The 13182-nt window shown below is 72.6% G+C and carries 12 protein-coding genes and 2 tRNA genes; 12 read left to right on the top strand and 2 right to left on the bottom strand.

Translation table 11 applies throughout. The features are described from left to right. Positions 1 to 122: 122 nt before the first annotated feature. From kdpF to MCM47_RS24185, 6 genes are all read left to right on the top strand, one after another. Positions 123 to 212, top strand: a complete 90-nt coding sequence (gene kdpF, locus MCM47_RS24160; protein ID WP_238863773.1) for a K(+)-transporting ATPase subunit F — start codon at positions 123 to 125, stop codon at positions 210 to 212. A 1-nt stretch (position 213) separates the two neighbouring features. Continuing rightward, positions 214 to 1875 carry a potassium-transporting ATPase subunit KdpA gene (gene kdpA / locus MCM47_RS24165; RefSeq protein WP_238863774.1) on the top strand — a complete coding sequence of 554 codons (1662 nt, stop codon included), beginning with the start codon at positions 214 to 216 and terminating at the stop codon, positions 1873 to 1875. After that, the gene (gene kdpB / locus MCM47_RS24170; RefSeq protein ID WP_238863775.1) at positions 1875 to 3992 is read left to right on the top strand and encodes a potassium-transporting ATPase subunit KdpB; all 2118 of its coding nucleotides are present in this window, start codon (positions 1875 to 1877) and stop codon (positions 3990 to 3992) included. Before kdpA ends, kdpB begins: the two co-directional genes overlap by 1 nt. Positions 3993 to 4008: 16 nt before the next feature. Continuing rightward, positions 4009 to 4641, top strand: coding sequence for a K(+)-transporting ATPase subunit C (kdpC, locus tag MCM47_RS24175; RefSeq protein ID WP_238863776.1), 633 nt, complete (start codon positions 4009 to 4011; stop codon positions 4639 to 4641). A gap of 115 nt (positions 4642 to 4756) precedes the next feature. Next, positions 4757 to 7324 carry a sensor histidine kinase KdpD gene (locus tag MCM47_RS24180; RefSeq protein WP_238863777.1) on the top strand — a complete coding sequence of 856 codons (2568 nt, stop codon included), beginning with the start codon at positions 4757 to 4759 and terminating at the stop codon, positions 7322 to 7324. Beyond that, positions 7317 to 7991, top strand: coding sequence for a response regulator (locus tag MCM47_RS24185; protein WP_238863778.1), 675 nt, complete (start codon positions 7317 to 7319; stop codon positions 7989 to 7991). Before MCM47_RS24180 ends, MCM47_RS24185 begins: the two co-directional genes overlap by 8 nt. A 43-nt stretch (positions 7992 to 8034) precedes the next feature. On the opposite strand, the gene MCM47_RS24190 is transcribed toward MCM47_RS24185, so the two are convergent. Further along, on the bottom strand, positions 8035 to 9306 hold the full coding sequence (locus MCM47_RS24190; protein WP_238863779.1) for a hydrolase: 1272 nt from the start codon (positions 9304 to 9306) through the stop codon (positions 8035 to 8037). Between the two features lie 251 nt (positions 9307 to 9557). On the opposite strand from MCM47_RS24190, the gene MCM47_RS24195 reads away from it, so the two are divergent. From MCM47_RS24195 to MCM47_RS24220, 6 genes are all read left to right on the top strand, one after another. Continuing rightward, a tRNA-Thr gene (locus MCM47_RS24195) sits at positions 9558 to 9630 on the top strand. Between the two features lie 43 nt (positions 9631 to 9673). Further along, positions 9674 to 9746, top strand: a tRNA-Met gene (locus tag MCM47_RS24200). 83 nt (positions 9747 to 9829) lie between these two features. Beyond that, positions 9830 to 9994 (top strand): 50S ribosomal protein L33, encoded by a 165-nt coding sequence (gene rpmG / locus MCM47_RS24205; RefSeq protein ID WP_006604855.1) that lies wholly within the window; start codon positions 9830 to 9832, stop codon positions 9992 to 9994. A 130-nt stretch (positions 9995 to 10124) separates the two neighbouring features. Further along, positions 10125 to 10583: a MaoC family dehydratase N-terminal domain-containing protein gene (locus MCM47_RS24210; protein ID WP_238863780.1), complete on the top strand. Its 459-nt coding sequence runs from the start codon at positions 10125 to 10127 to the stop codon at positions 10581 to 10583. Between the two features lie 4 nt (positions 10584 to 10587). Further along, the gene (locus tag MCM47_RS24215) at positions 10588 to 11010 is read left to right on the top strand and encodes a MaoC family dehydratase (protein WP_238863781.1); all 423 of its coding nucleotides are present in this window, start codon (positions 10588 to 10590) and stop codon (positions 11008 to 11010) included. Positions 11011 to 11059: 49 nt separating this feature from the next. Next, on the top strand, positions 11060 to 12106 hold the full coding sequence (locus tag MCM47_RS24220; protein WP_238863782.1) for a UDP-N-acetylmuramate dehydrogenase: 1047 nt from the start codon (positions 11060 to 11062) through the stop codon (positions 12104 to 12106). On the opposite strand, the gene MCM47_RS24225 is transcribed toward MCM47_RS24220, so the two are convergent. Then, positions 12096 to 13139 carry an adenosine deaminase gene (locus MCM47_RS24225; RefSeq protein WP_238863783.1) on the bottom strand — a complete coding sequence of 348 codons (1044 nt, stop codon included), beginning with the start codon at positions 13137 to 13139 and terminating at the stop codon, positions 12096 to 12098. The two genes, MCM47_RS24220 and MCM47_RS24225, sit on opposite strands and share 11 nt — an antisense overlap. Positions 13140 to 13182 lie beyond the last annotated feature (43 nt).

Here is a 13182-nt window from a genome sequence, read left to right on the forward strand (position 1 = left end):
GGCCGGGGCTGCGGCCACCTCCGAACCACCGTGGTGGAGCCCATGTCCGACCTCATCTACGTCGCCGTCACGGTTGCCGTGTTCGGTGTCATCGCCCTGATCGCGCGGGGGGTGGAGAAGCTGTGAGCGCCGAGAACGTCGCAGGTCTCATCGTCGCCGTCGCCCTCGTCGGCTACCTCGTCGTGGCGCTGATCTACCCGGAGAAGTTCTGACATGAGCTCCACTCTCGCGGGCTGGTTGCAGGTCCTGGCCCTGGTGGCCGCGCTGGTCCTGTGCTACCGCCCCCTGGGCGACTACATCGCCCGAATCCTCACCTCCAAGAAGCACCTGAGAGTCGAGCGCGGCCTGTACAGGGTGGTCGGCGTCGATGCCGACGCCGACCAGCGCTGGCCGGTTTACCTGCGCTCGGTGCTGGCCTTCTCGGCCGTCTCGGTCCTCTTCCTCTACGGCCTGATCCGGCTTCAGCAGCACCTGCTGCTGAACCTCGGGGTGGAGCAGATGGCCGGGCACCAGGCGTGGAACACCGCGATCTCGTTCGTCACGAACACCAACTGGCAGTCCTACAGCGGTGAGTCGGCGATGGGGCACCTGGTGCAGATGGCGGGTCTGGCGGTGCAGAACTTCGTCTCCGCCGCGGTCGGCATCGCCGTCGTGGCGGCCCTGATCCGCGGGTTCACCCGCAACCGCACCGACCGGCTGGGCAACTTCTGGGTCGACCTCACCCGGATCTGCCTGCGCCTGCTGCTGCCGCTCTCGATCGTGTTCGCGCTGGTCCTGGTGGCCAACGGCGTGGTGCAGAACCTCCACGGCTTCCACGAGGTGGCCACCCTGGCCGGCGATCCGCAGTCGATCCCGGGCGGGCCGGTGGCCTCGCAGGAGGTCATCAAGGAGCTGGGCACCAACGGCGGCGGCTTCTTCAACGCCAACTCGGCGCACCCGTTCGAGAACCCGACCGGCGTCACCAACGTTCTGGAGATCTTCCTCATCCTGCTGATCCCGTTCGCGCTGCCGCGGGCGTTCGGCCGGATGGTCGGCGACAACCGCCAGGGGTACGCGATCGTCGCGGTGATGGGCCTGTTCTGGGTTGCCTCGGTGGCGCTGATCACCTTCTTCGAGTCGCAGCACTCGGGTGCGGCGATGAACGCGGCCGGCGGGGCGATGGAGGGCAAGGAGCAGCGGTTCGGCATCGCGGCCTCCAGCCTGTTCGCCGCCTCGACGACGCTGACCTCGACCGGTGCGGTCAACTCCTTCCACGACTCGTTCACGCCGTTCGGCGGCGGGATCACGATGTTCAACATGATGCTGGGCGAGATCGCGCCCGGCGGGGTGGGTTCCGGCCTGTACGGGATGCTGGTGCTGGCGATCGTGGCGGTCTTCGTGGCCGGCCTGATGGTCGGCCGCACCCCGGAGTACCTGGGCAAGAAGCTCGGCGGCCGGGAGATGAAGTTCGCCTCCCTCTACATCCTGACCACGCCGGCGATCGTGCTGGTCGGCACCGGCGTCGCGATGGCGCTGCCGGGTGAGCGGGCCGGGATGCTCAACTCGGGCGCCCACGGCTTCTCCGAGGTGCTGTACGCGTTCACCTCGGCCGCGAACAACAACGGCTCGGCCTTCGCCGGCATCACGGTGAACACCGACTGGTACGACACGGCGCTGGGCCTGGCGATGGTGTTCGGCCGGTTCCTGCCGATGGTCTTCGTCCTCGCCCTGGCCGGCGCACTCGCCCGCCAGCAGCCCGTCCCGGCCACCCCGGGCACCCTGCCCACCCACAAGCCGCTGTTCGTGGGCCTGCTGTCGGGCGTCGTCCTGATCGTCGTCGGTCTCACCTACTTCCCGGCCCTGGCACTCGGGCCGATCGCGGAAGGTCTCTCCTGATGTCGTCCACCCTTACCGACAAGCCGGCCGCCCAGCCGGAGGCGCCCGCCGCGGCGCCGCACAGAGTGGCCAGCGGACTGCTGGACCCGAAGCTGATCGTCGCCTCGCTGCCGGACGCGGTGAGGAAGCTCGACCCCCGGGTGATGGTCAAGAACCCGGTGATGTTCGTGGTCGAGGTCGGCTCGGTGGTCACCACCGTCGCCGCGATCGCCGATCCGTCGGTGTTCGCCTGGTCGATCACCGTCTGGCTCTGGCTGACCACGATCTTCGCCAACCTGGCCGAGGCCGTGGCCGAGGGCCGCGGCAAGGCGCAGGCCGACACGCTGCGCAAGACCAAGACCGAGACCACGGCCCGGCGTCTCACGGACTGGCCGAGGTCGCAGGCCGAGGAGGAGGTGCCCGGCACCGCGCTGCGGCTCGGCGACCACGTCGTGGTGGAGGCCGGGCAGGTCATCCCCGGTGACGGCGACGTCGTCGAGGGCGTGGCCTCGGTGGACGAGTCGGCGATCACGGGCGAGTCCGCGCCGGTGATCCGCGAGTCGGGCGGCGACCGCAGCGCGGTGACCGGTGGCACCAAGGTGCTGTCCGACCGGATCGTGGTGAAGATCGCCTCGGAGCCGGGCAAGTCGTTCATCGACCGGATGATCGCCCTGGTCGAGGGCGCCGCCCGGCAGAAGACGCCGAACGAGATCGCGCTCAACATCCTGCTGGCCTCGCTGACCATCGTCTTCCTGGTCGCGGTGGTCACCCTGCAGCCGATGGCCACCTACGCGGGTGCGCCGCAGTCGACGATCGTGCTGGTCGCCCTGATCGTGGCGCTCATCCCGACCACCATCGGCGCCCTGCTCTCCGCGATCGGCATCGCGGGCATGGACCGGCTGGTGCAGCGCAACGTGCTGGCGATGTCCGGCCGCGCCGTCGAGGCCGCGGGCGACGTCAACACCCTGCTGCTCGACAAGACCGGCACCATCACCCTCGGCAACCGCCAGGCCGCCGAGTTCCTGCCTGCGCCCGGCACCTCCACCGAGGAGCTCGCCGACGCCGCGCAGCTCTCGTCCCTCGCGGACGAGACCCCGGAGGGGCGCTCGATCGTGGTCCTGGCCAAGACCGGGTACGGCCTGCGGGCCCGGGCCCAGGGCGAGCTGACGCACGCCACCTGGGTGCCCTTCACCGCGCAGACCCGGATGTCCGGCGTCGACCTCGACGAGGCGGACGGCCTGCACCAGGTCCGCAAGGGCGCGGCCAACGCCGTGACCAACTGGGTCGTCGCGCAGGGCGGTTCGGTCGGCCTGGAGGTCTCCTCACTGGTCGACGGGATCTCCGCCGCCGGTGGCACGCCGCTCGTGGTGGCGACGAGGACCGGCGCCGAGCCCGCCCGTGTCCTGGGGGTGGTCCACCTCAAGGACGTGGTCAAGGAGGGCATGCGGGAGCGCTTCGACGAGCTGCGCCGGATGGGCATCAAGACCGTCATGATCACGGGTGACAACCCGCTGACCGCCAAGGCGATCGCGGAGGAGGCGGGCGTGGACGACTTCCTCGCCGAGGCCACCCCCGAGGACAAGATGGCCCTCATCAAGAAGGAGCAGGAGGGCGGCAAGCTGGTCGCGATGACCGGCGACGGTACCAACGACGCCCCCGCCCTCGCCCAGGCCGACGTCGGCGTCGCGATGAACACCGGCACCATGGCGGCCAAGGAGGCCGGCAACATGGTCGACCTGGACTCCAACCCGACCAAGCTGATCGAGATCGTCGAGATCGGCAAGCAGCTGCTGATCACCCGCGGCGCGCTGACCACCTTCTCCATCGCCAACGACGTCGCGAAGTACTTCGCGATCATCCCGGCGATGTTCGCGGCGGTCTACCCGGGCCTGGACAAGCTCAACGTCATGGGCCTGCACAGCCCGCAGTCCGCGATCACCTCGGCCATCGTCTTCAACGCCCTGGTCATCGTCGGCCTGATCCCGCTCGCCCTGCGCGGGGTGAAGTACCGCCCGTCCGACGCCAGTTCGCTGCTGCGCCGCAACATCGGGATCTACGGCTTCGGCGGTCTGGTCGTCCCCTTCGTCGGGATCAAGGCGATCGACCTGGTCGTCCAGTTCATCCCCGGCCTGAGCTGAGAGAGGAGTTCCCGGAATGTCCAAGCCCCTGCCCACCCTCCTGCGCACGCACTTCAGCGCACTGCGGATGCTGCTGGTGATGACGGTGATCCTCGGGGTCGCCTACCCGCTGCTGGTCACCGGCATCTCCCAGGCCGCCTTCGGCCAGAAGGCCAACGGCTCGATCGTGAAGACGGCCGACGGCAAGGAGATCGGCTCCAGCCTGCTGGGCCAGAACTACGACCTGCCCAAGCAGAACCCGGACGACGAGAACGAGCAGGCCCGGCCGGACCCGAAGTGGTTCCAGCCCCGCCCCTCGGCCAACAAGTACGACGGCAAGGTCTCCGGCGCCTCCAACCAGGGCCCCAACAGCGAGGACCTCACCAAGACGATCGAGGACCGCCGGGCCGCGGTCGCCGCCTTCGACGGCGTCGACCCGGCCAGCGTGCCGGTGGACGCGCTCACCGCCTCCGGCTCCTCCCTCGACCCGCACATCTCCGTGGCCTACGCCGAGGAGCAGGTCCACCGGATCGCCAAGGAACGCAACCTCCCGGTCGACACGGTGAACAGGCTGGTCGAGAAGTACACCGAGGGCCGCTCGCTCGGCTTCCTCGGACAGGAGGGCGTCAACGTCGTCCTGCTCAACACCGCGCTGGCGGAACAGAAGTGACGGACATCCGATCGGATCCGTGAGACCGGGCCGACCCGGGCAAGGGGCACCGCCCCGCGCCCGGGTCGGCCGCCGCACGCCCCGACCCCGCCCCGAAGACGAAAGAGCAGCGTCCATGGCCCGCGACCTCGCCCCCGGCAGCGGCCCCCGCCGCGGCCGGCTGAGGGTGTACCTCGGCTCCGCCCCCGGTGTCGGCAAGACCTACCGGATGCTGGACGAGGCCCGCCGCAGACAGGAGCGGGGCGCGGACGTCGTGGTGGGCTACATCGAGTGCCACGGCCGCCGCAACACCGAGTCCATGCTCACCGGCCTGGAGGTCCTGCCCCGCGTCCGACGCTCCTACCGCGAATCGGACTTCGAGGAGATGGACCTCGACGCGGTCATCGCGCGCAAGCCGTCCGTCGTCCTGGTGGACGAGCTCGCCCACACCAACATCCCCGGTGGGCGCCACGCCAAGCGCTGGCAGGACGTGGAGGAACTGCTGGCCGCCGGGATCGACGTCATCACCACGGTCAACGTCCAGCACCTGGAATCGCTGAACGACGTCGTCCAGAAGATCACCGGCATCCCGCAGCGCGAGACCGTCCCGGACGAGGTGGTCCGCCGGGCCGACCAGATCGAACTCGTCGACATGGCCCCGCAGGCGCTGCGCCGCCGGATGGCCCACGGCAACGTCTACCGGGCGGAGAAGGTGGACGCCGCGCTCTCCAACTACTTCCGGGTCGGCAACCTGACGGCCCTGCGCGAGCTCGCCCTGCTCTGGGTCGCCGGGCGGGTCGACGAGGGGCTGCGCGACTACCGGGCCAGTCACAACATCGACCGGGTCTGGGAGACCAGGGAGCGCGTCGTGGTCGCCCTCACCGGCGGCCCCGAGGGCGAGACGCTGATCCGGCGCGCCGCCCGGATCGCCGACCGCACCGCCGGCGGCGACCTGATCGCCGTCCACGTCACCCGCAGCGACGGCCTGGCCGGCGCCTCCTCCGGCGCGCTCGCCCAGCAGCGGCAGCTGGTGGAGACCCTCGGCGGCAGCTACCACGTGGTCGTGGGCGACGACATCCCCACCTCGCTGCTCGCCTTCGCCCGCGCCCACGACGCCACCCAGCTGGTGCTCGGCACCAGCCGCCGCGGCCGGCTCAACCGCTTCCTCACCGGCCCCGGGATCGGCGAGACCACCGTCGACGCCTCCGAGGACATCGACGTCCACATGGTCACCCACGAGTTCACCGGCCGCGGCCGGCTGCCCTCGCTCGGCCGCCGCCACTCCAGGCGCCGCACCGTCGCCGGGTTCGCCTCGGGCCTGGCGGTGCCCTCGCTGCTCACCGTCGTCCTCTCCCGCTTCCACGAGACGGTCAACCTGACCACCGACGCCCTGATCTTCCAGCTCGGCGTCGTCGCGGTCGCCCTGCTCGGCGGCGCCACGTCGGCGCTGCTGGCCTCGGTGGTCGCCTCGGTGCTGCTCAACTACTTCTTCATCCCGCCCGTCCACACCCTGACCATCGGCGAGACCAACAACCTGGTCGCCCTGATCGTCTTCGCCGCCGTCGCGCTGACCGTCTCCACCGTGGTCGACCACGCGAGCCGGCTCACCACCCGGGCCGCCCGGGCCACCGCCGAGGCCGAGACCCTCTCCACCCTGGCCGGCAGCGTGCTGCGCACCCCGCACCTCGGCGGCCCGGACGCGGGCTCCGCCCTGCCCGTCCTGCTGGAGAAGTCCCGCACCGCCTTCGGCATGGACTCCGTCGCCCTGCTGGAACGCACCGGCGGTGAGGTGCTGGCCGCCAGCGAGAGCGAGAGCCGGCCCGGGCCCGGCCGGGCGACGGAGGCCACCGAGGTCCCGGTCGGCCCCGACGCGGTGCTGGTCCTCACCGGCCGCCGGCTGCCCGCCGCGGACCAGCGCGTGCTGACCGCCTTCGCCGCCCACGTCGCCGCCGCCCTCGAACGCGACCGGCTCGCCGTGGTCGCCGCCGAGGTCGAACCGATCAAGGCCGCCGACCGGATGCGCACCGCCCTGCTCGCCGCCGTCAGCCACGACCTGCGCACCCCGCTGGCCGCGGCCCTCGCCTCGGTCGGCTCGCTGCGCAGCCCCGACGTGGAGTTCTCGCCCGAGGACCAGGCCGAACTGCTGGCCACCGCCGACGAATCGCTGGTCAGGCTCACCCGGCTGGTGGACAACCTGCTCGACATGAGCCGCCTCCAGGCCGGCGCCCTCACCCTGCACCTCGCCGAGACCCACCTCGACGACATCCTTCCGCGCGCGCTGGACACCCTCGCCGACCCGTACGCGCCGGTCCGGCCGCTCGACCTCGACACCGCCCCGGCGGTGCTCGCCGACCCGCCGCTGCTGGAACGCGTCCTGGCCAACGTCATCACCAACGCCCTGCGCCACAACGCGCCCGGCGCACCCGTCCTGGTCACCGCCAGCCACCACCAGGACCGGGTCGAGGTCCGGGTGATCGACCGCGGCCCCGGCATCGCCCCCGAGGACCGCGACCGGGTCTTCCTCCCCTTCCAGCGCCTGGGCGACACCGACAACACCACCGGCGTCGGCCTCGGCCTCGCCCTCTCCCGCGGCCTCGCCGAGGCCATGGGCGGCAGCCTGGAGGTCGAGGACACGCCCGGTGGCGGCACCACGATGCTGCTCACCCTGCCCGCCGCACGCCCCGGGGGTCCCGACCATGAGTGAGATCCTGATCGTCGACGACGAACCGGCGCTGCTGCGCACCCTGCGGATCAACCTCAGCGCCCGTGCGTACGCCGTCCGGACGGCCGCCAGCGGCGGCGAGGCCCTGGACCGGGCCGCGCACACCGCGCCCGACGCCGTCCTGCTCGACCTCGGCCTGCCCGACCTGGACGGCATGGAGGTCATCCGCGGCCTGCGCCGCCGCAGCGCCGTCCCGATCATCGTGCTCTCCGGCCGCTGCGACGCCACCGACAAGGTGAACGCGCTCGACGCCGGTGCCGACGACTACCTCACCAAGCCGTTCCTGATGGAGGAGCTGCTGGCCCGGCTGCGCGCCGTGCTGCGCCGGCTGCCGGGCGCGACCGCCCCGGCCGCGCCGGTGATCGGCGACCACACCGTGGACCTCGCGGCCACCACAGTCACCGGCCCGCACGGCCCGGTCCGGCTCACCCCCACCGAGTGGCGGATCCTCGCGCTGCTGCTCGCCCACCCGGGCCGGCTGGTGCCGGGGCGGCAGATCCTGCGCGAGGTCTGGGGCCCCGCGCAGGAGGGGCGCGGCAACTACCTGCGGGTCTACCTGGCCGGGCTGCGGCGCAAGCTGGAGCGCGACCCGGCCCGCCCAAGGCACCTGATCACCGAACCCGGCATCGGCTACCGCTTCGAACCCTGAGCGGCGCCCCCGTCGACGGGCCGTCAGGAGCCGCCCGGGCGGTTCAGCCCCCGCCCGGGCTCCCCGACTGGCGGGGCAGCGCCAGCGCCACCGTGTCCGCGAACTCCCGCACCGCACTGGTGCGGCTGACGACCCGTCCGCTGTGCACCACCAGGCGGCTGTGCCCGCCGGCCAGCGCGCCCGCCAGGCTGTCCCCGCGCACCGCCAGCAGCTCCGCCGGGAACCCGGCGTCCACCCGCACCGGCGGCAGCCCGAGCGCCGCCCGCGCCTGGTTGGCCACCGCGTCGTACGCCGCCTCCGCGTCCAGCACCCCGCCCGACGCCAGCAGGTACGCGGCCTCCAGCGGATCCGCCCGCCCGACCGGATTGGCCGGGTCGCGCAGCGAACCGCTGCCCGCGGCCAGCGGCACCCGGGCCGTCACCAGCTCGCGCAGCAGTCCCGGCCGCATCCCCGGGGCCCGGCCCTCCAGCCCGGTGCAGCAGCCGTTCTGCGGCAGGCAGACCACCCGGACACCGCTGGTGGCCAGCACCGTCGAGGCGCCCGGGGCCAGCGCCCCGCACGGGCCGAGCACCACCCGGGGCCGCAGTGGCGCGAGCGCGCCGGCCAGCCGGGCCAGCTGCGCCGGGTCGGTGCCGGTGGTGTGCAGGTCCACCGGGCAGTCCGCCTCCCGGGCGGCGTCCAGCAGCACCTGGACGTACCCCGCCGGGTCCGGGTCCAGCTCGGGGCAGCCGCCGGCCGCCGTCGCCCCCAGCTTCAGCGCGTCGCGCAGCTGCGCCCGGCCGTCCGCCCCGGCCCGGCCGGTCAGCAGCCGGGGCATCGCGACCGCCTGCAGCTCGGCCAGCCCGCGCAGCGCCTGCCGCGCGGTGAGCACCGCCTCCAGCCGGCCCAGCCCGTGCACGTCGCCGATCCGGACGTGGGTGCGCTGTGCGGTGGCGCCGTAGCCGAGCGAGGTCAGCGCGGCCTCGGTGACCCGCCGGGTGAGGTCGGCCGAGGTGTCCGGGGGCGGGGCGGGCAGCGCGGCGGCGAAGGCGGCGTCGTAGTGGGCGTGCGCCTCGGCGGGGGCCGGCAGCAGGAGATAGCCCTTGAGGTCGATCCGGGCGCCGGTGGTGGCGGTGGGGGTGCCGGGCAGGGCGGGCAGCGGGCCGAGGCTGCCGGTGGTGCCGACGGCCTGGATCCGGTCGCCGCTGATCCGCACGTCCACCACCCGGCCGTCGGCCAGCCGGGCATCGGTGAGCAGCAGGACCGGGCCGTGCCCGAGGGGGTTGGCCGACGGGCCGGGCCCGGAGTGCGGCCCGTCGGCGGCTGCGCTGTCCATCGCCCGGCTCCTCCTCGCGCTGGCCCGTGCGGGGCCCGGCCCGTCCCGATCAATGAGGGTCGAGCCTATGGCGCACGGACGCGGGCGGCGGGGAGGCGGGCAATAGTCGTATCGCGTCGGGCCGCACCGCCGGAGGCCGCTCGAACACCCGGCCTTCGATCGCTCGACCGTGCAGCCCGCCGACCTGCGGACTTCGCGGCGGGATACGGATTTCACCTCTGGGCGCGGAACGTGTAATGTCTTCCTCGTTCGCCCCTATAGCTCAGTCGGTAGAGCGTCTCCATGGTAAGGAGAAGGTCTGCGGTTCGATTCCGCATGGGGGCTCTGGTGAAAAGGGGTCAGCTCCGGCTGGCGTCCTGCTCACTGTGGCGGTGTAGCTCAGTTGGTAGAGCAAGCGGCTCATAATCGCTGTGTCACCGGTTCAAGTCCGGTCACCGCTACCCCGCGTAGTCGGTCGGGAGATCGCACTCCCGGTCGGCTACTCTTGTTGTGTTCTTATTCATTGTCCAAGGAAGGCACTCCCGTGGCTGCCACCGACGTCCGCCCGAAGATCACGCTGGCCTGCGTGGAGTGCAAGGAGCGGAACTACATCACCAAGAAGAACCGGCGCAACGACCCGGACCGTCTTGAGATGAAGAAGCACTGCCCCCGCTGCAACTCGCACACCGCGCACCGCGAGACCCGCTGACCCTGTCGCGTGTCACCGGGCCTGTGTGATTCAGGTCTCCGACTCCGGGCCGCACCCCTCCAGGGTGTGGCCCGGAGTCTTTTTGTCACCCGCACACGCGTCACCCGCACGCACTTCCGAGGAGTTGCCCATGGCGCTCGACCCCTCCTTCATCGGGCGGACCTACCCGCCCACCGAGCCGTACGAGGTCGGCCGGGAGAAGATCCGCGAGTTCGCGGTCGCCGTGGGCGACGCCAACCCGGCGTACACCGACCCGGAGGCCGCCAAGGCGCTGGGCCACCCCGACGTCATCGCCCCGCCGACCTTCCCGTTCGTCATCACGTACCGGGCGGCCGGCCAGGTGGTCGAGGATCCTCAGCTGGGCCTGGACTACACCCGCGTGGTGCACGGTGACCAGAAGTTCAGCTACACCCGCCCGGTGCGGGCCGGCGACCGGCTCTCGGTCGAGGTGACCATCGACAACATCAAGTCCCTCGCCGGCAACGACGTGCTGACCGTGCGCGGCGAGGTGACCGACGCGAGCGGCGAGCACGTGGTGACGTCGGTCATGACCCTGGTGGCCCGGGCCGCCGACGAGGCAGGGGAGTAACGCCATGGCGATCCGCTACGACGAGACCGCGGTCGGCACCGAGCTGCCCGCGCAGTCCTTCCCGGTGACCCGCGCCACGCTGGTGCAGTACGCGGGCGCCTCCGGCGACTTCAACCCGATCCACTGGAACGAGAGGTTCGCCAAGGAGGTCGGCCTGCCGGACGTCATCGCCCACGGCATGTTCACCATGGCCCAGGCCGTCCGGGTGGTCACCGACTGGGTCGGCGACCCGGGTGCGGTGGTCGAGTACGGCGTGCGGTTCACCCGCCCGGTGCCGGTGCCCGACGACGGCGTCGGCTCCGTGATCGAGGTCACCGGCAAGGTGGCCAAGCTGCTGGAGGACCGCACGGTCCAGGTCGACCTGGTGGCGACCTACGGCGGCCAGAAGGTGCTGGGCATGTCCCGCGCCGTCGTCCGCCTGGCCTGAGCGCGCGGTGGGGGAGGGGCCGCCCGGCCCCTCCCCGTACGCTGGGGGCGTGCAGGTAGAACTCGACGCCCCCCTCGCCCCGCTGACCACCCTCCGGCTCGGCGGCCCGGCCCGCCGCCTGGTGACCGCGACCACCGACGACGAGGTGGTCGCCGCCGTCCGCGAGGCGGACGCGGCCGGCGAGCCGCTGCTCGTCCTCGGCGGCGGCTCCAACCTGGTGATCAGCGACGCCGGCTTCCCCGGCACCGTGCTGCGGATCGCCACCGAGGGCTTCGCCCTCGACGGCACCGTCCTGGAGCTGGCCGCCGGCGAGGTCTGGGCCGACGCGGTCACCCGTACGGTGGAGCGCGGCCTGGCCGGCATCGAGTTCCTGGCCGGCATCCCGGGCTCGGCGGGTGCCACCCCGGTGCAGAACGTCGGCGCGTACGGTCAGGACGTGGCCCAGTCGATCACCGAGGTGGTCGCCTACGACCGCCGGGACGACCGGGTGGTCACCCTCTCCAACGCCGAGTGCGCCTTCTCCTACCGGCACAGCCGCTTCAAGGCCGACCCGGACCGCTACGTGGTCCTGCGGGTCCGCTTCGCGCTGGAGGACAACGCCGGGCTCTCCACCCCCGTCCGGTACGCCGAGACCGCCCGCCACCTCGGCGTCGAGCCGGGCGCGCCGGTCCCGCTGGCCGACGCCCACGGCGCCGTCCTGCGGCTGCGCTCGGGCAAGGGCATGGTGCTGGACCCGGCCGACCACGACACCTGGTCCGCCGGCTCCTTCTTCACCAACCCGGTGCTCAGCGCCGAGCAGTACGCCGCCTTCCTGGCCCTGACCGCCCAGCGCGAGCTCACCGCCCCCGCCTACCCGGCGCCGGACGGCTGCACCAAGACCTCGGCCGCCTGGCTGATCGACCGGGCGGGCTTCGGCAAGGGCTACGGCAGCGGCCCGGCCACCCTCTCGACCAAGCACACCCTGGCCCTCACCAACCGCGGCGCGGCCACCGCCGAGGACCTGCTCGCACTCGCCCGGGAGATCCGGGACGGCGTGCGGACGGCCTTCGGCGTGGAGCTGGTGAACGAGCCGGTGATGGTCGGCGTCACGCTGTAGCGGCGCCGTCCCCCAGCCAGGCGTCGATGTCCGCCAGCAGCTCCTTGCGCACGCTCTCCGGCGCGCACGAGCCGCGGACCGACTGGCGGGCCAGTTCGGCCAGTTCGGCCTCGCCGAAGCCGAGCACGTCGCGGGCCAGCTCGTACTGGTCGGCCAGCCGGCTGCCGAAGAGCAGCGGGTCGTCGGCGCCCAGCGCCAGCGGCACGCCCGCGTCGAACAGCCGCCGCAGCGGCACGTCCTCGGCGTGCTCGTAGACGCCCAGCGAGACGTTGGAGGACGGGCAGACCTCGCAGGTCACCTGACGGTCGGCCAGCCGCTGCATCAGCCGCGGATCCTCCGCGGCCCGGACGCCGTGGCCGATCCGGCCCGCGCCGAGGTCGTCCAGGCAGTCCCGGACGGACTCCGGGCCGGCCAGCTCGCCGCCGTGCGGGGCGGCCAGCAGGCCGCCCTTGCGGGCGATCTCGAAGGCCCGGTCGAAGTCCCGGGCGAGGCCGCGGCGCTCGTCGTTGGAGAGGCCGAAGCCCACCACGCCGTGGTCGGCGTAGCGGACGGCCAGCCGGGCCAGCGTCCGGGCGTCCATCGGGGACTTCATCCGGTTGGCCGCCACCAGCACCCGGATCCCGACACCGGTGGCCGCGGAGGCGTGCTCCACCGCGTCCAGGATCAGCTCCAGGGCGGGGATCAGACCGCCCAGCCGCGGGGCGTACGAGGTCGGGTCGACCTGGATCTCCAGCCAGCGCGAGCCGTCCCGCCGCTCGTCCTGGGCGGTCTCCAGCACCAGCCGGCGGATGTCGGCCTCGTCGCGCAGCACCGAGCGGGCGGTGTCGTAGAGGCGCTGGAACCGGAACCAGCCGCGCTCGTCGGTCGCCCGCAGCCTGGGCGGCTCGCCGGAGCTGAGCGCCTCGGGCAGCCGGACGCCGTGCTTGTCGGCCAGTTCCAGCAGGGTGGCCGGGCGCATCGAGCCGGTGAAGTGCAGGTGCAGGTGGGCCTTGGGGAGGTCCCTGACGTCTCGCGGATTCAACAGGCGTTCCATTCGCCGATCCTGCCGCATCCGGCCCCGATACGGGAACCGCCCC

The organism is Kitasatospora sp. A2-31, assembly GCF_022288725.1.
In the GTDB taxonomy this organism is placed as follows: domain Bacteria; phylum Actinomycetota; class Actinomycetes; order Streptomycetales; family Streptomycetaceae; genus Kitasatospora.